We start from the raw sequence: 18,112 nt of genomic DNA, 5'->3' as shown, positions 1-18,112 counted from the left end.
TCTCTTAAACAAAAAAACACCGAACAAACGGTGTTTTTTTATAGCGATTTGCAACTAATTAGCGTGCGTATCGCAAGTAACTGGCAAGCAGGCTACGCAAGTTTTCCAACCATTCTTTTTTACCTTGAATACTCTCAAATTGTTGCCAGAGATTGGCTAACACGCCGTGATTGCGAGGATCTTGCCAGTAAAGGCGCGTTAGGCTGACATAACTTGCTGCCAGCGAACGTTGCGCTAATGCGAAACCTTCTATATTACGCCAATCTTGTTCGTTCATTTGCAGTCGCACAAGCGGTCGAATTGGCAAAATATTTTGCAATTCTGCATAAAAAGGCTGTAGCGCTAAATCTCGCTCAAATTGGGCAGTAGCTTGTTGTACAAATTGTTGACCTTGTTCCGAAATCGGGTAGAGCATCATTGCGCTGTGATAGCCGCTACTGGCTTCTTTAGTCGGGGTAATTTGCACTAACTGGAAACCACATTGTTGCCAAAAATGCAACAGATGTTCCGTGAGTCCGAAGCTGACCGAAATATAGTCTACAAGCGGTCGATTTTGCCGAATTTTTTGCAAAATAAAGTCAGAAATTAACCGCTTGCCAATCCCTTGCTTTTGCAATTCAGATTGCACCGCAATACGAGAGATTCGTACCGAACGTAGCTGACAGGCTTCGAGTAAGTTGCCTTGGAAACAAAGGTATTGTGCGACTAAATTGCCTTGTGGGCGGCGTTCTCCTCGCCAAATGGCTTCGGCTAATTCAGGTTCCAAACCACCTTCTGGTACAGCCCAAATACCACCGACTAAACGCTGATGCTCAGAGCGAGAATGTAGTAACTGATCTTGTGCATCAAATAATCGGCGTAAATCGCTCGGTGTCGTTTTGTAATGCGCTTCCGCCAGTAAATGATAAAATTCAGCATATTGATTGACTTCGCTTGGTGGCGACATAATCAATAATTCATCAATAAATTGTTCCAACGGATCATGTTCGTCCCAACGTAGCGGCTTACTCAGTTGCCATTCTCGATACGGCTTTGTGAGCTGTTGAGGGAGTTTCAGGCTAAAGCCTCGCCCAGTACCTTCATAATTATGTGTGGTAGTGGTTAACACCACTTTATCGAAGTAAGTACAGAGTTGATGTAACATCGGCAATGGTAAACTTGCTGCTTCATCAATAAATAGCCAACTCTTTGCTGCAATTTGGTTTGCCGAGATTTTTTGTAATAGATGATCGGGGGCAAAAAAAGGAATATGCTGCGCAGCAGACTTCCAAAAACTGGGTAAGACTGAGTGACTTCTTGCGGTAATTAGTACCGATTCCGTTTGGGCTAACTGCTGAGCTAATTTACCTGCAATGGTCGATTTGCCTCGCCCACGAGGTGCGGTAATCAAGTGAATAGCTGACGAATCAAGCGGTAATTTTTCAAAGATTTCTTGTTGCTGTAGCGTAAGATGTTCTGTAGTTGAGCTTTGATTTAGTGATGGTGGCAGACTAAAATCGGTTTGTTGCATCGTTTGAAATTGGAAACCGAATTTTTGTGCTAATACCTTAAAGTAGCGATAGAAATTCGGTGTGGTAATCACTTTACCGCTATTCCAACGTTGCGAATCAAAATCAAATTGCTGCTCAAGCGTATCCCAGTTTGGGCAAATGAGGTAGAGTGTGCCTTGTGCCTGAATCGTACCGGCAATAATCGCAAATGCGTCTAAGTTAAGACACACACCGCCTTCGGCGCGCATATCATAAATGGCATAGGGGTGTTCTTGCCCTAAATACTGTTTGGCTTGAGAGATATTGCCACTATGAATAACAATGCCTCCGTCAAGCGGAGGCATTTCAGCTAAAATCACCAGTTTACGCATTATTCTTCAATCACTTTTTCTGAAATATACGGATCTTCAAAACCTAAACTTTGCATAATCTCGGTTTCTAAGCCTTCCATTTCTTCCGCTTCCGCATCTTCAATATGATCATAACCGAGTAAGTGTAGCGTGCCGTGAATCGCTAAATGTGCCCAGTGCGATTCTAGTGAAATTTGTTGTTCTTGTGCTTCTTGTTCCACCACCTGACGACAAATAATCAAATCACCTAATAGTGGTAATTCAATGCCTTCTGGCACTTCAAATGGAAACGAAAGTACATTGGTCGGTTTGTCTTTATCACGATAAGTTAAATTTAACTCGTGGCTTTCCGCTTCATCCACGATACGAATCGTGATTTCCGTTTCAGGGAAATCTTCAGTTTGCGCTTCGTGCGCTAACGCACGTTGCACCCATTGGGTAAATTGTGCTAAAGACGGAAGATTTTCACTATTTTCAGCAGCAATTTGTAAATCAATAATTGGTGTTGTCATAAATTCTCAATATATAAAAAACGGAATGTTGTCGAATATTATAAACCTTCCGACACATTCCGTGAATCTAAGGGCGTGATTTATTGCCATTTATCCGCTTCAAGTTGGTCGCTTTCTCTGCCTTCTATCCAGCGGTCACCGTCTTGTGTGGTTTCACGTTTCCAAAACGGCGCACGGGTTTTAAGGTAATCCATGATAAATTCGTTAGCATGATAAGCATCGCCTCGGTGAGCGGAACTTACCCCAACCAACACAATTTCATCACCGGTATGAAGTTGCCCAATACGATGAATTACCGCTACACGTTGTAAATCCCAGCGGCTACGTGCCTCATCTACGATTTCTTGGAGTGCTTTTTTAGTCATTGCAGGGTAATGTTCCAGGTATAAACCTGACACATTATCACCTAAATTCATTTCTCGTACTTTGCCGACAAAAAGCGTGGTTGCTCCCACGCTATGATGCTCGCTTAGCCAGCGGTAAATCGCATTTTGATCAAAGGTTTCTTGTTGTACTTCGATTAATGTAGCGTGCATTTAGCCTCCTGTCACCGGTGGGAAGAATGCTACTTCATCGCCATCTTTGATTGCACTTTCCAACGGTGAAATGCTTTGGTTAATTGCCACTAATAACTTGCCTTTTTCTAATGCTAATTGCCATTTTTTACCTTGCTGGCTTAAATGTTCACGTAGCTGTTCGGCAGTTTCAAACTCAGCAGGAACGGTTAAAGCGTCAACGCCAACCAATTCGCGTACCTGTGCAAAAAATAAAACGTTAATCATATTTATCCCTAAATGTAATTCTTATTTCGCATTAAATTCGCCCGATTTACCGCCACTTTTGTGTAGTAAACGAACATTTTCAATTACCATATCTTTTTGCACCGCTTTGCACATATCGTAAATCGTGAGTGCAGCCACGCTGGCAGCAGTTAGCGCTTCCATTTCTACGCCGGTTTTACCGGTTAATTTACATAATGATTCGATTCGTACTTGATTGGTTTCCGGTAGGGCTTCAAGTTGCACTTCAACTTTTGAAAGGAGAAGTGGGTGACAAAGTGGAATGAGTTCCCACGTTCTTTTTGCCGCTTGAATACCTGCTATACGAGCAGTAGCAAATACATCACCTTTGTGATGGTTGCCGGAAATGATCATTTGTAATGTTTCGGTATTCATTGAAACGAATGCTTCGGCACGTGCAACACGGACAGTTTCTTGTTTCATCGAAACATCAACCATATTGGCTTCGCCGTTGGTGTTTATGTGAGTAAATTGAGTCATAAGAGTATCTTTTTAATTTTAAAGTATTTTGCAATAAATAAAGTAAAAATGACCGCTTGGGTTCCCTTCTGAACCGCCTGAGCGTGTTGCAATTTATAGGAACATTTTTCTTGAGCCGTAGGCGAATCTAAAATGTTCCGTTAAGCAAATTTCAACTAAGTAAAGAACAGCGGTGAAGTAGGGTTGCCTTTCTTTTGGTTACTTTTCTTTGGCAACGCAAAGAAAAGTAACAGAGAAACTAGCCGCCGATTGAGGCAAGATTATTCCGAACGCCGCTATTACCGATATGCAAATAATGATGTTCCCGCTTACCTTGTAATGCGGCTTTTAAACGTGCTTCCAATTGCGCTTGTTGGGTATCTTCCGAGAGTAAATCTCGCAAATTGATTCCTTCCTCACCGAATAAGCAGAGGTGTAATTTACCGAGTGCCGAAACACGTAGGCGATTGCAGCTGGCGCAGAAGTTTTTTTCATACGGCATAATCAAACCGATTTCGCCTTGGTAATCAGGGTGTGAAAGCACTTTTGCCGGACCGTCCGATAATGCTTTTGGCTGTAATTGCCAGCCTTCTTGTAACAAGCATTGCATCACCGACTGTCCGGATAAATGTTGCGCTTTGAAAAAACTGTCCATTTCACCGGTTTCCATCAGTTCAATAAAACGCATTTGAATCGGTTTATCTTTAATCCAAGCGAGGAATTTATCCAATTCCGAAGCAGTATATTGTTTCATTAACACCGCGTTTACTTTGATTTTGCGGTAGCCGATTTCAAATGCTCTATCAATGCCTTTTAGGATCGATTGTAGCTTATTTTCACCGGTGATTAACTGGAATTGGCGTGTGTCAAGGCTATCTACACTGACGTTAATATCGGTAATACCGGCTTGCTGCCATAAATCGATATCACGTTCCATGCGGTAGCCATTGGTAGTTAATGCCACTTTTTTAATGCCATTGGTTTGCGAAATGGTATGAGTAATTTCTAAAAAGTCTTTACGTAAAGTTGGTTCACCACCAGTAATACGCACTTTTTGCGTACCGAGATCGGCAAAAGTACGCACAATGCGCTGAATTTCAGACACGCTCAAAAATTGCTGCTTGTGGGAAGGCGGTTTATAGCCGTCTGGCAGACAATAATTACAGCGAAAATTGCAGACATCAGTCACGGATAAACGTAAATAAACATATTGTCGTTCGAAGCGATCAATAAGCTGAGAAACATTATCCGATCCAATGTTTTTAATTGGAATGGATTGCATTGGACACCTTTCTAAACACGAGAGGAACAACAATTTCTTGAAATTCCCTTGAATTAGCTACGTATAAGCTAATTACAGGCATTGCTACCATATTCTTACAGACAAGCGGTTAAATTTAACAAAAAATTTGCAAAACAAATCAGATAAGAAGTTAGGCTCACAAGCTCGGAGTCTGTTGATAAATATAAGTTATTGTAGAGGTCGGAGAGGTTTTTCGCAATAGTTAGAAAGTGGTATCGCATTCAGATGGCTAAATTTACATACAAAGCTGACCAAAATTGATTTGGCGCAAGTTAATCATTTGGAGACATGGTAATCTTCGCCCTACTCCTAAAGGAGTATTTTTTATTTATAAGTTGTGTGGGGTAAAAATGTCCAAATTTAAATTATCGCTAGTAAGTGGAGTGTTATGTGTTGTTTTAGGTGCTGCAGCATTGTTTGGCGTACAGTCAGTAATGAAAGCGACCAGTTCTACTGAGTTTTGCGTAAGTTGTCACTCTATGAGTCATCCGCAAGCGGAATGGGAAGGTAGTGTCCATTTTTCTAACCGAAAAGGGATTCGCGCCGAATGTTCCGATTGTCATGTTCCTCAAGACGGTTTGCATTATGTAAAAGCTAAAGTTGTTGCATTAAAAGATGTGTGGCATACCTTTGTAACCAATAAATTACCGGATCAAGAAGCCTATGAAGCGAATCGTTTAGAGATGGCGCAGCGTGTTTGGGCGGAAATGAAAGAAACGGATTCGGCAACTTGCCGTAGCTGCCATAGTTTTGATGCGATGATCATCAGTGAACAAAAAGAAACAGCGCAAAAAATGCACAATTTAGCGCAAGAAACCAACCAAACCTGTATTGACTGCCATAAAGGTATTGCACACTTTATGCCGGAAATGCAAGTAGATAACAGTGCGGCATTAGGTGAATTAACCAAACAAGCCGGACAATTTAGTGCGAGTGACAAAACATTGTATAACTTAGCGATGGCTCCGTCACAAGTCGCACAAGGCGGTGAAATTCGTTTATTACCGTTTGCAGAAGTCTCAAAATGGAAAGAATCCGGAGATAAAGTATCAGGTACGATTAAAGGCTGGCAACAAGTGGGGGCGGAAAGCATCATTTATATGGGGCTAGGTCAACGTATCATGGTGGGCTTAGTGGCAGATGAAGCGAAAGACAAATTAACCGTCCATCAAACTGTACATGATGATGTAACTAATTCAGATTGGAAAGATGTGAGCGCTGAAGTGACATTACCAAAAACAGCGTTAACAGCCGATATTCAAGCGCTTAATCGTTTTGGTGACAATTTAAATCAAACCCATTGTAGCGGTTGCCATGCACCGATCGGCGCAGATCATTATACGGCAAACCAATGGATCGGTGTAGTGAATTCAATGAAAGACCGTACTTCAATGACAGCAGATGATGTACGTGCGGTAACGATCTATCTACAACGTAACGCAAAAGATATTGCAGGTAGTTCACACTAATTTTATTTAACTTACAGAATACCGAGCTTGTATACCTAAGTCTTAGATAAGGTGTGCAAGCCTGTGGCAAGCGGTCAAAATTCACAAAATTTTTGCAAAATCAGACCGCTTACCACACCGGATAGTAAAGAAATGCGCTATCCCCTCGTGTTTAGAAAGGTGTCAAATTTAACTTAACTTTCAGAGGGTTATGTAGATGAAAACTCAAGAAAAAATTAATGCAAGTCGTCGTGGTTTTATTAAAAACACCTCTCTCGGTCTTGCAGGGGCATCTTTAGCGGGCGCTGGTGTAAATGCCTTAATTTCAACGGAAGCGGCAGCGGCAGAAATGCAAACTGTGATGACAGCGGCACACTGGGGGGCATTAGGTGTTGTTGTTGAAAACGGTAAAGTGGTTAAATCCGGCCCTGCGATGCCTTCGTCAATCGAGAATGAACTACAAACGGTTGTACCTGATCAAGTGCACGGTGAAACTCGTGTTAAATACCCAATGGTACGTAAAGGTTATTTAGAAGGTAATAAAGATACGACTTTACGTGGTCGTGATGAGTGGGTGCGTGTTTCTTGGGATAAAGCGTTTGAATTAGTTGCAAACGAAATGAAACGTGTGCGTGACGCACATGGTCCAAGTGCAATTTTCGGTGGTTCTTACGGTTGGTATAGTTCTGGTTCGTTACACGCTGCTCGCACATTATTACAACGTTATTTAAATATTACCGGCGGTTTTGTCGGCGTGAAAGGTGACTATTCAACCGGTGCGGCACAAGTGATTATGCCGCACGTATTAGGTACGATCGAAGTGTATGAACAGCAAACCAGCTGGGAAGTTGTTTTAGAAAGCACGGATGTTATTGTGTTATGGTCGGCGAACCCGTTAAATACATTACGTCTTGCTTGGACTTCAACCGATCAACAAGGTTTGGAATACTTTAAGAAATTCAAAGAAAGCGGCAAACGTATTATCTGTATTGACCCGGTAAGAAGCGAAAGTTGCGAATATTTAGGTGCGGAATGGATTCCGGTTCATACAGGTACTGATGTGGCATTAATGCTAGGTATGGCACATACTTTAGTAACTGAGGATAAACACGATAAAGAATTCCTCAAAAAGTACACTAAAGGTTATGAACAATTTGAGAAATATTTGCTAGGTACGGAAGATAAACAGCCGAAAGATGCGGAATGGGCAAGTAAAATCTGTGGCGTACCGGCAGAGACGATCAAAAAACTGGTATTAGAACTACAAAGTAAACGCACGATGCTAATGGCTGGTTGGGGTATTCAACGTCAACGCCACGGAGAGCAAGGTCACTGGATGTTAGTTACATTGGCGTCAATGCTGGGTCAAATCGGTTTACCGGGCGGCGGTTTCGGTTTTAGCTACCACTATTCAAACGGTGGTGCGCCGACTGCAACCGGTGGTATTTTAGGTTCAATTTCTGCTAATCCGGCTACGGAAGCGGGTGCAAAAACGTGGTTAGACGAAACCTCTAAATTCTCTTTCCCTCTTGCTCGCATTTCCGATGCGTTATTGAATCCGGGTAAAACAATTGACTATAACGGCACGCAAGTGACTTATCCGGATATTAAAGTGATTTGGTGGTCAGGCGGTAACCCGTTTACCCATCACCAAGACACCAATACCTTAGTTAAAGCATGGCAAAAACCGGACAGTGTATTTGTCACCGAATGTCACTGGACACCAACCGCACGTATGGCGGATATTGTTTTACCGGCAACCACAAGTTATGAACGTAATGACTTAACCATGTCGGGCGATTATTCAATGATGAATATTTTCCCAATGAAGCAAATTGTTCCGCCACAATTTGAAGCGAAAAATGACTACGATATTTTCGCAGAGCTTTCAAAACGTGCTGGTAAAGAACAAGAATTTACCGAAGGTAAATCGGAAATGGATTGGTTAAAAGGTTTCTATCAAACTGCATTTGATGCGGCACGTAAAAACCGTGTATTAATGCCTAAATTTGAACAGTTCTGGGCGGATAACAAGCCGATTACCTTTAAAGCGACTGAAAAAGCGAAAAAATGGGTACGTTATGAAGAATTCCGTAACGATCCGTTACTTAATCCATTAGGTACACCATCAGGCAAAATTGAGATTTTCTCAGACGTGGTGGCGAAAATGAATTACGATGACTGTAAAGGTCACCCGACTTGGATGGAACACGAAGAGTTCGCCGGTAATGCAACCGCAGAAGCACCGCTTGCATTAGTGACGCCACACTCAAAATATCGTTTACACAGCCAATTAGCTTACAGCTCATTACGCAAACTTTATGCAGTAAATGATCGTGAGCCGGTATTAATTAATACCGAAGATGCTGCCGCGCGTGGTATCGCAAACGGTGATATCGTGCGTATTTTCAATAAACGCGGTCAAGTGTTAGCGGGCGCAGTGGTAACAGACGGTATCATTAAAGGCACTGTCGCTTTACACGAAGGGGCTTGGTATGATCCGATGGATCTCGGTAAATCGGAACAACCGCTTTGTAAAAATGGTAACCCAAATGTGCTCACTCGTGATGAAGGTACCTCAAAATTAGCGCAAGGTAACTCACCGAATACGGCAACAGTACAAGTAGAGAAATTTACTGGCGTTGCACCGGAAGTAATGGTATTTAAAGAACCAAAATATACACAAGCATAGTGTTATAGAATAAGTAAACAAAACGCACTAAAGTGAAAGGCTCTAGTGCGTTTTTTATTTATACGATAATCAGTAAAAACAAGCGGTCATTTTCTCAAAATTTTTTGCAAAAAATTGCTTAAAATCGACCGCTTAGCCAGATTACCCTCCCGAGGTGACAGAATAACTGTTATAGTTAGCAAACATTTTAAGGAGAAATGATGAAAAATAAATTTATCTTATTTGCGGCAATCAGTGGTTTTTTCTGTATTGCTTTTGGTGCTTTCGCTTCGCACGGCTTGGCAAAAACATTAGATGCAAAAGCGTTAAGTTGGATTGATACTGGTCTTCAATATCAAATGTTTCATACATTAGCGCTATTGGCTTTAGGTCTGTTCCAATTGGTAAATTCCGCTCAAAATCCGCCCGCTTGCAGAGCGAAAGCCTTGAATATTATCGGTGGGAGTTGGATATTAGGTATTTTGTTATTTAGCGGTAGTTTGTACGCTTTGTCATTATTCGGTCAGCGATTGTTTGTGTGGAGTACACCGCTTGGCGGCGTATTTTTTATGATCGGTTGGGCAGCATTAATCTTTGTGAGTTTATGTGCTAAAAAAACCGCCTAATCGGTTAGAATAGGCGGAAAACATGGTTTTTTGTTTTATGGTGTCAGGTATTGACTTGCCAACGCAATCAAGGCTAGAATGATTCCGACATCAATTTTGATTGACAATTGCAATTTACCTTCGTTACAGGTTAATTTAAATTGCATTTTATAATTCCTGTCTAATGAGTTAATCAAAAGCAGGTCAAACGCAAAATCCCTGTTCCCGCAGGGATTTTTGCATTCTCCCTGCCACCTATTGTTTTCACATCACTGTAAAAACAATACCTGTTATTATATCCATGTTGTGTTTTTAATCAATTACTTGTTTTTCCTATCAAAATAGTGCGTAAAACGCTATACTAATTACATTTTTCACCAATTAGAAAACCTATGAATAAACTAGCATTATATTGTCGGGCGGGCTTTGAAAAAGAGACTGCCGGTGAGGTTACCGATAAAGCGGCACAACTTGGTGTGTTTGGCTTTGTGAATTTAAAAGAAAATAGTGGTTATATCATTTTTGAATGTTATCAAGCTGGTGATGCAGATCGCTTAGCCAGAGAATTAAAATTTGAACAATTGATTTTTGCTCGTCAAATGATTGTAGTCGGCGATATGCTACAAGATCTGCCTGTTGAAGATCGCATTTTACCGATTTTAGCCCAATACCAAGCGCTAAATCCTCGCCATAGTTCAGATATTTTTGTTGAAACACCGGATACTAACGAAGCAAAAGAATTACTGACCTTTTGTCGTAAATTTACCGTGCCACTCCGTAATAGCCTGAAAAAGCAAGGTTGGCTAACCAAATCGGATCGCGCAAAAGGCAGTATCAGCTTACATATTTTATTTGTTCGTCCGAGCTGTTGCTATGTCGGTTATGCCTATAACGCTAATAAATCGCCGTTTTTTATGGGAATTCCTCGTTTGAAATTCCCAGTGGGAGCCCCAAGCCGTTCGACCTTAAAATTAGAAGAAGCGATCCTCACTTTTATTCCGGAAGCGGAAGAGAAAAAACGTTTTACCGATGAAATGACCGGTGTGGATTTAGGGGCTTGCCCGGGCGGTTGGACCTATCAACTAGTTAAACGTGGTGTATTCGTGTATGCGGTGGATCACGGCAAAATGGCAGCAAGTTTGCATGAAACCGGACGTATTGAGCATTGTCCTGAAGATGGTTTCAAATTCCAACCGCCTAAACGTAAAACCATTGACTGGTTGGTGTGCGATATGGTGGAACAGCCAATGCGGATAAGCAAATTAATCGGTAAATGGTTAATTAACGGTTGGTGTCGAGAAACGATTTTCAACTTAAAATTACCGATGAAAAAACGTTATCAAGAAGTGCAATTATGTTTAGCGTATCTTGAAGAAGAACTCGAGAAACAAGGTTTTTGGTTTAAGATTCAGGCAAAACATCTTTATCACGATAGAGAAGAAATCACCGTACATATTGCGGTAATGGGACGTAAACCCCAATAAGCAAAATCAACATAAATAAGCGGTAAAATTTTCACAAAATTTTGCAAATTTATGGCAAAATCAGACCGCTTATTTTAATAAGAACAAGACGTTATAGAGGTAGACACAATGACATTAAAAATCGGAATCGTCGGTGCCGGCGGTCGTATGGGACGCAATCTGATTACTGCGGTACAAAATGCGGAAGGCGTGGAGTTAGGTGCGGCATTTGAACGTAAAGGCTCAAGTTTAGTCGGTTCGGACGCTGGTGAAGTGGCGGGCATTGGTGCAACAGGGGTAAAAATTAGCGATGAGTTAAGCCAAAATACCAATTTTGACGTATTAATTGATTTTACTCGCCCGGAAGGCACGCTCGAGCATATTAAATTTTGTGTGGTAAACGGCAAAAAAATGGTGATTGGTACGACCGGTTTTGATGATGCAGGTAAACAAGCGATTCAAGCGGCGGCAGAGCAAATTTCGATTGTGTTTGCCTCAAACTATAGCGTAGGTGTGAACCTTGTATTCAAATTATTAGAAAAAGCCACAAAAGTGATGGGCGATTATTGCGATATCGAAGTGATTGAAGCTCACCACCGTCATAAAGTGGACGCACCGTCTGGTACGGCACTTTCAATGGGCGAACATATCGCTAAAACGCTTGGACGTGATCTTAAAACACACGGTGTATTTGTTCGAGAAGGTATTACCAGCGAACGTAAACGTGATGAGATCGGTTTTGCAACCATTCGTGCCGGTGATGTGGTCGGCGAACACTCAGTATGGTTTGCTGATGAAGGCGAACGTGTTGAAATTGCCCATAAAGCTTCAAGCCGAATGACTTTCGCCAACGGTGCAGTGCGTGCTGCTAAATGGTTGAATACAAAAGAAAATGGTCTGTTTGATATGACGGATGTTTTGGACCTGAATAATTTATAGTTCGGATTGAATGTAGGGATGCACCGAGTGCGTTTAAAATGAATAATGAAAGGAATGAAAAATGACCAAATACAACAACATTGAAACCACGTTAGTACAGTTAGGTAACCGTACTGATCCTCGTACGGGTGCGGTAGCAACACCTATTATTTTATCGACCGCTTATGGTCGTGATGGTTTAGGTGAATCAACAGGTTGGGATTACACCCGTACTAAAAACCCGACCCGTGCCGTGTTAGAGCAAGGTATTGCAGATTTAGAAGGCGGTGATGCTGGTTTTGCAATGGCATCAGGTATGGCAGCAATTCAGTTAGTGATGTCGCTTTTCAAAGCACCGGATGAATGGATTATTTCAAGCGATGTATATGGCGGTTCTTATCGTTTATTCGATTTTAGCCATAAACACCATAATACGGTAAAACCGGTTTATGTAAATACTGCGGATTTGGCGGCGATTGAAGCGGCAATTACACCAAACACCAAAGCGATTTTTGTGGAAACGCCGTCAAACCCGTTAATGGAAGAGTGTGATGTTGATGCCATTTCTAAAATTGCGAAAAAACATAACTTAATGTTAATTGTGGATAATACTTTCTTAACTCCGATTTTATTCCGTCCGATCGAACACGGTGCGGATATTGTTATTCATAGCGCAACGAAATACCTTTCTGGTCATAACGATGTGTTAGCCGGTTTAATCGTTGCAAAAGATTCGGAAGCAACCAAAAACGAAGCGGGTCAAAATCTTTCGGAACGCTTATTCTACTTCCAAAACTGTGCCGGCGCGGTGCTTTCGCCGTTTGATTCTTATCTTGCGGTGCGTGGCTTAAAAACCCTTGCGTTACGTATGGAACGCCACCAGTCAAATGCGACCGAATTAGCGAAATTCTTAAGCGAACAGCCTGAGATTGATAGCGTACTTTATTCAGGTAAGAGCGGTATGCTTTCATTCCGTTTACAAAAAGAAGAGTGGGTGCCGAAATTCTTAAAAGCGATCAATTTGATTACCTTTGCGGAGAGCTTAGGCGGTACGGAAAGCTTTATCACTTACCCGTCAACTCAAACGCATATGGATATTCCGGAAGCGGAGCGTATTGCACGTGGTATCACCAATAACTTATTGCGTTTCTCAGTTGGCTTGGAACACGTTGAAGACCTAAAAGCGGATTTACGCCAAGCATTCGAGCAATTAAAATAAGTAAATTGGCATAACATTTTGGTATTATACCAAATTTACTTTGATTTTAGTATTAATTGTCATTATCATTACCCTCTATCTTTATTAAGAGAGCTTAAACATTATGAAAAAACATCACGTTGAAACCCTTATTTCTCGCGAAGAAGTTCAATCTCGTATTATGGAACTTGCTAAAGAAATTAATCATCACTATGCACACTCACATTGCGAGAATTTGGTTGTGGTAGGGTTATTACGTGGCTCATTTATGTTTATGGCGGATTTAGTGCGTTTAATTGATGTACCGGTTGAAGTTGATTTTATGACTGCATCCAGCTATGGTTCAGGTACGGAATCAAGCCGTGATGTTAAGATCTTAAAAGATCTTGATGGTGAAATTCACGGTAAAGACGTTTTAATTGTTGAAGATATTATTGATACCGGTTTTACCTTAAGCAAAGTGCGCGATATATTGAACTTACGTGACCCTCGTTCGCTGGCAATTTGTACTTTGCTCGATAAACCTTCACGTCGTGAAGTGGATGTACCGGTTGAATGGGTCGGTTTTGCAATTCCGGATGAATTCGTAGTTGGATATGGCATTGACTATGCTCAAAAATATCGCAATCTTGATTTTATCGGCAAAGTTGTGATGGACGAATAAACCATCAAAATAATATAACTAACCGCTTGCAGGAAACTTCAAGCGGTTTTTTGTGCCTAACTTGCTTAAGTAAAGAAAAAAGGGGAAGAAATAATGTGGAAAAAAACAGTTTTAGCTTTATTGGTTGCAGCTTCAGTAAATATAACTGTTGCAGCAAAGCCTAAAGCAAAAGTATACAGTGAAACAGAGGTCGTTCAACTACAAGCTGGACTGGAAAAATTAACTGACAAATGGCAAAAAGAGCAACAAGACGTAGCGGAACTCGTTAAGCAAAGAGCTTATTTTGAGCAATTAGAAGCAATTTTAAAAGCGGCACAAACAAAGAAAACATTAACGCCGAATGCATTACAGTTAAGTAATGTGTTACTCAAGGCATTAGCCGGCTATCCGCTGGAAATGGAAGCGGAATGGGAATTGCTGAAGACTAAGCTTGCAGTTAAGCAAATTTCAGAACAAGAAATGGCAGCGTTCTCCGAAAAATATCCGAATTCGATTTATCAGAAACGCTTAAATCAGCTCACATTTGAACAATTATATCAAGCGTCAAAATGGGCCGAGTTACTTGAGTATGCAAAGAAAGTGACTCCGGAGGGTAATGAAAATCAGTGTCGAGTCTTTTCGGCTCATTACCAACTATTTGCTAACCAAGCACAGCTCAATCCAGAAGCTGAACAGGCTGCAAAAGCAAACGTTTCAGCGAATACGGCAGCCAATAATGTCATGACGGATTTACTCGGACAGTTTGAAAAGTTTTGGCTAAAAACGGCAGAATTACCACAAAGTTGTGTGGATCTTGAGGCTTATTGGCGTGATCAAGGTGGTAAAACAGCGGAAAACATTCGTTTAAAAGCGGTTGAATTATTTAAACAAAATGCAGCTAAAGGCTTAGAAACTTTGAGTTTAAATACTCAAGATTCAGACCTTGCTTTATGGCTTAGCGAAGTAAGCAAATTACAGAGTAACGTAAATTATTTGCAAAATTTTATCCGAAATCAACCGCTTACCGAACATAATAAAGCATTAGTTATGCTTACTTTTCCTAAGCTATTGAAATCATTAGCCGAAGATATGCTGTCTCCAAATTTTGCGCCTTATCAAACTTGGGCAGAAAAATGGCAACTGACACCGGCAGAACTAAAAGAATGGAAAACGACTTTTATCAGCCGCTTTTTTGATAACCAATCCGGCGAATGGCAAATTTGGCGTGATAATGAGCTTCAAACATTAAAAGCGGATAATCTAACCGAGCGACGCCTACGTATGGCGCTATGGAAAAAAGAGAAGTTAGATACGTGGCTCGTGTTATTATCGGATGAGGCTAAACAAAAAGCAGAATGGCGGTATTGGTTAGCAAAAACAGAAAAAGATCCACAAAAGCGTACTCAACAGTTTACAAGTTTGGCGAAAGAGCGTGGTTTTTATCCGATGTTAGCCGCTCAGCAATTAGATACGAGGTATCAGTTTAATCAGCCTGAAGTTAAATCGTTAACAGATGAGCAGATAGCGCAATTTACCCCACAATTTATGCGTATTAAAGAATGGCGTGCGCTTAATCGTTTCGAATCCGCTAGAGGATTATGGGTTGAATGGCTGAAGACTCTATCGTTTGAAGAGCAATTAGGCCTAAGTGAATATGCTAAACAGCAAGAATGGTATGATTTAGCCGTTGAAGCTACAATTCAGGCAAAAGCATGGGATTATATCGATCTACGTCTACCGAATGCTTATGCACAATGGTTTGATTTAAATCTTACTGAAAAAGGCGTGTCTAAAAGTTTTGCGATGGCAATTGCTCGCCAAGAAAGTGCTTGGAACAACCAAGCTAAGTCACACGTAAATGCGATGGGGCTAATGCAGATGTTACCGAGTACAGCAGCATTAACGGCGAAAAATATGGGATTGCCGTTTGGGAACGATAAAGATTTGTTTGATCCGCTTAGAAATATTATGTTAGGTACAGCGCATTTAAATGAGTTAAATGTGAAGTATCCGAATAATCGCATTTTGATTGCTGCGGCTTATAACGCAGGTGCAAGTCGAGTAGATAAATGGTTAGCACGTAGTAGCGGCACGTTAGCAATGGATGAATTTATTGCTTCGATTCCGTTTTATGAAACAAGAGGATATGTGCAAAATGTAGTAACTTATGATTATTACTATCAAATGTTACAGGGTAAAACAAGCAAACAAATGTTTTATAAAGAGGAATGGCAGAAGCAGTATTAATCAGCTGATTAATCTCTTATTCCAATAAAATAAGCGGTTAAATTCTCAGAAGATTTTTTGCAAAAAATCCGAAGAATTTAACCGCTTGTTTATATATGAAGCTGTTAGTTTAATGAAAACTCTTTACTGGTTGATTCGTATTTAATGCCAGAATTCGAGCCTTCCGCACCGTTAAAATAAATGTTTTTAGATTGTGAACAAGCACTGATCACTAAAATGCTTGCCACTAAGAAGATAACTTTTTTCATATCTGTCCTCGAGTATGTAAAAAAGCGGTCATATTTGACTGCTTATCATTAAAATTAAGCTGTAAAACCTTCTTTTAAACTTACAGTTAAGTTAAATACTAAGTTTTCAGCCGAACCGTCTTTACTGTCTAAACAGTAATAGCCTTCACGTTCAAATTGGTAGCCTTGTTCCGCTTTCGCATTACCTAGGCTTTGTTCTACGAAACCATGTTTGATTACTAATGATTCCGGATTTAATACTGTATTAATATCGTCTTCTGCACCTGGGTTAGCTACCGTGAATAAACGGTTGTAAATACGGAATTCAGCCGGTTTATTATCTTCCGCTGATACCCAGTGTATTACGCCTTTTACTTTACGACCGTCTGCCGGATTTTTACCTAAAGTTTCCGGATCGTAAGTACAGAAAATGGTAGTGATTTTACCGTTTTCGTCTTTTTCTACTCGCTTAGCTTTAATTACATAAGCATTACGTAAGCGCACTTCTTTGCCTAATACTAAACGTTTGTATTGCTTGTTTGCTTCTTCACGGAAGTCCGCTTCATCGATATAAAGTTCACGAGTAAACGATAAATCACGCTCGCCCAATTCCGGACGATTCGGATGATTCGGTGCTTTTAAGATTTCTTTATCACCAAAGTTTTCAATCACAACACGAACAGGGTTGATTACTGCCATTGCACGTGGTGCGTTTTCGTTTAAATCTTCACGAATACAGGCTTCAAGTGCAGAGTATTCGACTACGTTATCTTGTTTGGTTACACCGATACGGCGACAGAATTCACGTAATGAAGCCGGTGTATAACCACGACGACGTAAACCTGAAATAGTCGGCATACGAGGGTCATTCCAACCGTCCACCGTACCATCTGTCACTAATTTCAATAACTTACGTTTAGAAGTGAGAGTGCCTTCTAAGTTTAAACGAGAAAATTCGTATTGGTGCGGTAGTGGATGCTCGATAGAAATATTTTCAAGTACCCAATCGTATAAACGGCGGTTATCTTGGAATTCAAGCGTACATAACGAGTGAGTAATGCGCTCAATCGCATCCGAAATACAGTGTGTAAAATCGTACATCGGATAGATGCACCATTTATCACCAGTTTGGTGATGGTGAGCAAATTTGACACGGTAGATTACCGGGTCACGCATTACGATAAACGGTGATGCCATATCAATTTTGGCGCGTAAACACGCTTTACCTTCTTCAAACTCACCATTTTTCATTTTTTCAAATAACGCTAAGTTTTCTTCCACGCTACGGTCACGGTACGGGCTGTTTTTGCCCGGCTCGGTTAATGTGCCGCGATATTCACGCATTTCATCCGGCGAAAGTTCGTCAACATAAGCTAAACCTTTGTTGATTAACTCAATTGCGTAGCCATAAAGTTGATCAAAATAGTCAGATGCATAACGTGGTTCACCTTCCCATTTAAAACCTAACCATTCTACGTCTTGTTTGATTGAATCAACGTATTCAACATCTTCTTTTACCGGGTTGGTATCATCAAAACGAAGGTTACATAGGCCTTTATATTCTTGGGCAATACCGAAGTTTAAGCAGATTGATTTTGCGTGACCGATATGTAAATAACCGTTCGGCTCAGGTGGGAAACGAGTGTAAACGTTATTGTGTTTACCGCTTTTTAAATCTTCATCAATAATATGAGTAATAAAATTCGCACGGGTTTCCGGCGCATTTTCTAAAATTTCTTCTGTCATCATTGTTCTCTGTTGCCTTTAAATAAAAATAA

The 18,112-nt window shown here is 40.8% G+C and carries 16 protein-coding genes and 2 riboswitches; of the genes, 8 read left to right on the top strand and 8 right to left on the bottom strand.

What is annotated here, in order from left to right:
• Positions 1–58 precede the first annotated feature (58 nt).
• From C228_RS0106880 to moaA, 6 genes are all read right to left on the bottom strand, one after another.
• Positions 59–1,861: a tRNA(Met) cytidine acetyltransferase TmcA domain-containing protein gene (locus C228_RS0106880; protein ID WP_018651934.1), complete on the bottom strand. Its 1,803-nt coding sequence runs from the start codon at positions 1,859–1,861 to the stop codon at positions 59–61.
• Positions 1,861–2,352, bottom strand: coding sequence for an rRNA maturation RNase YbeY (ybeY, locus tag C228_RS0106875; protein ID WP_018651933.1), 492 nt, complete (start codon positions 2,350–2,352; stop codon positions 1,861–1,863). Before ybeY ends, C228_RS0106880 begins: the two co-directional genes overlap by 1 nt.
• An 80-nt stretch (positions 2,353–2,432) precedes the next feature.
• The gene (gene moaE / locus C228_RS0106870; protein WP_018651932.1) at positions 2,433–2,888 is read right to left on the bottom strand and encodes a molybdopterin synthase catalytic subunit MoaE; all 456 of its coding nucleotides are present in this window, start codon (positions 2,886–2,888) and stop codon (positions 2,433–2,435) included.
• Complete coding sequence (gene moaD / locus C228_RS0106865) at positions 2,889–3,134, bottom strand: molybdopterin synthase sulfur carrier subunit (RefSeq protein WP_005597031.1); 246 nt, start codon at positions 3,132–3,134, stop codon at positions 2,889–2,891.
• 21 nt (positions 3,135–3,155) lie between these two features.
• A complete protein-coding gene (moaC, locus tag C228_RS0106860; protein ID WP_018651931.1) occupies positions 3,156–3,632 on the bottom strand; it encodes a cyclic pyranopterin monophosphate synthase MoaC in 477 nt (158 codons plus the stop codon).
• Between the two features lie 238 nt (positions 3,633–3,870).
• Positions 3,871–4,893: a GTP 3',8-cyclase MoaA gene (gene moaA / locus C228_RS0106855; protein WP_018651930.1), complete on the bottom strand. Its 1,023-nt coding sequence runs from the start codon at positions 4,891–4,893 to the stop codon at positions 3,871–3,873.
• Positions 4,882–5,076: riboswitch (molybdenum cofactor riboswitch) on the bottom strand. It overlaps the preceding gene by 12 nt.
• A gap of 188 nt (positions 5,077–5,264) precedes the next feature.
• On the opposite strand from moaA, the gene C228_RS0106850 reads away from it, so the two are divergent.
• The 8 genes from C228_RS0106850 (at position 5,265) to C228_RS0106810 (ending at position 16,107) form a co-directional block, all read left to right on the top strand.
• On the top strand, positions 5,265–6,383 hold the full coding sequence (locus C228_RS0106850; protein ID WP_018651929.1) for a NapC/NirT family cytochrome c: 1,119 nt from the start codon (positions 5,265–5,267) through the stop codon (positions 6,381–6,383).
• A gap of 7 nt (positions 6,384–6,390) precedes the next feature.
• A riboswitch (molybdenum cofactor riboswitch) is annotated at positions 6,391–6,561 on the top strand.
• An 18-nt stretch (positions 6,562–6,579) separates the two neighbouring features.
• A complete protein-coding gene (gene torA / locus C228_RS0106845; RefSeq protein ID WP_018651928.1) occupies positions 6,580–9,054 on the top strand; it encodes a trimethylamine-N-oxide reductase TorA in 2,475 nt (824 codons plus the stop codon).
• Between the two features lie 200 nt (positions 9,055–9,254).
• The gene (locus tag C228_RS0106840) at positions 9,255–9,659 is read left to right on the top strand and encodes a DUF423 domain-containing protein (protein ID WP_018651927.1); all 405 of its coding nucleotides are present in this window, start codon (positions 9,255–9,257) and stop codon (positions 9,657–9,659) included.
• A 371-nt stretch (positions 9,660–10,030) separates the two neighbouring features.
• On the top strand, positions 10,031–11,122 hold the full coding sequence (gene rlmM / locus C228_RS0106830; RefSeq protein ID WP_018651926.1) for a 23S rRNA (cytidine(2498)-2'-O)-methyltransferase RlmM: 1,092 nt from the start codon (positions 10,031–10,033) through the stop codon (positions 11,120–11,122).
• Between the two features lie 108 nt (positions 11,123–11,230).
• Positions 11,231–12,040, top strand: a complete 810-nt coding sequence (gene dapB / locus C228_RS0106825; RefSeq protein WP_018651925.1) for a 4-hydroxy-tetrahydrodipicolinate reductase — start codon at positions 11,231–11,233, stop codon at positions 12,038–12,040.
• 61 nt (positions 12,041–12,101) lie between these two features.
• Entirely contained in the window at positions 12,102–13,238 is a 1,137-nt protein-coding gene (locus C228_RS0106820; protein WP_018651924.1) for a methionine biosynthesis PLP-dependent protein, read from the top strand.
• Between the two features lie 103 nt (positions 13,239–13,341).
• Entirely contained in the window at positions 13,342–13,881 is a 540-nt protein-coding gene (hpt, locus tag C228_RS0106815) for a hypoxanthine phosphoribosyltransferase (protein WP_018651923.1), read from the top strand.
• A gap of 93 nt (positions 13,882–13,974) precedes the next feature.
• The gene (locus C228_RS0106810) at positions 13,975–16,107 is read left to right on the top strand and encodes a transglycosylase SLT domain-containing protein (RefSeq protein WP_018651922.1); all 2,133 of its coding nucleotides are present in this window, start codon (positions 13,975–13,977) and stop codon (positions 16,105–16,107) included.
• Positions 16,108–16,211: 104 nt separating this feature from the next.
• Here the strand turns inward: C228_RS0106810 and C228_RS14455 are convergent, their stop codons facing one another.
• Positions 16,212–16,355, bottom strand: coding sequence for a hypothetical protein (locus tag C228_RS14455; protein WP_018651921.1), 144 nt, complete (start codon positions 16,353–16,355; stop codon positions 16,212–16,214).
• A 54-nt stretch (positions 16,356–16,409) separates the two neighbouring features.
• Positions 16,410–18,080, bottom strand: a complete 1,671-nt coding sequence (gene glnS, locus C228_RS0106800) for a glutamine--tRNA ligase (protein WP_026313231.1) — start codon at positions 18,078–18,080, stop codon at positions 16,410–16,412.
• Between the last annotated feature and the right edge of the window lie 32 nt (positions 18,081–18,112).

This window comes from Actinobacillus capsulatus DSM 19761, assembly GCF_000374285.1.
GTDB classification, from domain to species: domain Bacteria; phylum Pseudomonadota; class Gammaproteobacteria; order Enterobacterales; family Pasteurellaceae; genus Actinobacillus; species Actinobacillus capsulatus.
Note: the sequence above shows the minus strand (reverse complement) of the source record. Positions and strands in the feature narration are given on the sequence as shown.

Bases quoted from the DNA above. Each gene is read 5' to 3' on its own strand.
- C228_RS0106880 (WP_018651934.1), bottom strand. From the start codon at position 1,861: ATGCGTAAACTGGTGATTTTAGCTGAAATGCCTCCGCTTGACGGAGGC.
- ybeY (WP_018651933.1), bottom strand. From the start codon at position 2,352: ATGACAACACCAATTATTGATTTACAAATTGCTGCTGAAAATAGTGAA.
- moaE (WP_018651932.1), bottom strand. From the start codon at position 2,888: ATGCACGCTACATTAATCGAAGTACAACAAGAAACCTTTGATCAAAAT.
- moaD (WP_005597031.1), bottom strand. From the start codon at position 3,134: ATGATTAACGTTTTATTTTTTGCACAGGTACGCGAATTGGTTGGCGTT.
- moaC (WP_018651931.1), bottom strand. From the start codon at position 3,632: ATGACTCAATTTACTCACATAAACACCAACGGCGAAGCCAATATGGTT.
- moaA (WP_018651930.1), bottom strand. From the start codon at position 4,893: ATGCAATCCATTCCAATTAAAAACATTGGATCGGATAATGTTTCTCAG.
- C228_RS0106850 (WP_018651929.1), top strand. From the start codon at position 5,265: ATGTCCAAATTTAAATTATCGCTAGTAAGTGGAGTGTTATGTGTTGTT.
- torA (WP_018651928.1), top strand. From the start codon at position 6,580: ATGAAAACTCAAGAAAAAATTAATGCAAGTCGTCGTGGTTTTATTAAA.
- C228_RS0106840 (WP_018651927.1), top strand. From the start codon at position 9,255: ATGAAAAATAAATTTATCTTATTTGCGGCAATCAGTGGTTTTTTCTGT.
- rlmM (WP_018651926.1), top strand. From the start codon at position 10,031: ATGAATAAACTAGCATTATATTGTCGGGCGGGCTTTGAAAAAGAGACT.
- dapB (WP_018651925.1), top strand. From the start codon at position 11,231: ATGACATTAAAAATCGGAATCGTCGGTGCCGGCGGTCGTATGGGACGC.
- C228_RS0106820 (WP_018651924.1), top strand. From the start codon at position 12,102: ATGACCAAATACAACAACATTGAAACCACGTTAGTACAGTTAGGTAAC.
- hpt (WP_018651923.1), top strand. From the start codon at position 13,342: ATGAAAAAACATCACGTTGAAACCCTTATTTCTCGCGAAGAAGTTCAA.
- C228_RS0106810 (WP_018651922.1), top strand. From the start codon at position 13,975: ATGTGGAAAAAAACAGTTTTAGCTTTATTGGTTGCAGCTTCAGTAAAT.
- C228_RS14455 (WP_018651921.1), bottom strand. From the start codon at position 16,355: ATGAAAAAAGTTATCTTCTTAGTGGCAAGCATTTTAGTGATCAGTGCT.
- glnS (WP_026313231.1), bottom strand. From the start codon at position 18,080: ATGACAGAAGAAATTTTAGAAAATGCGCCGGAAACCCGTGCGAATTTT.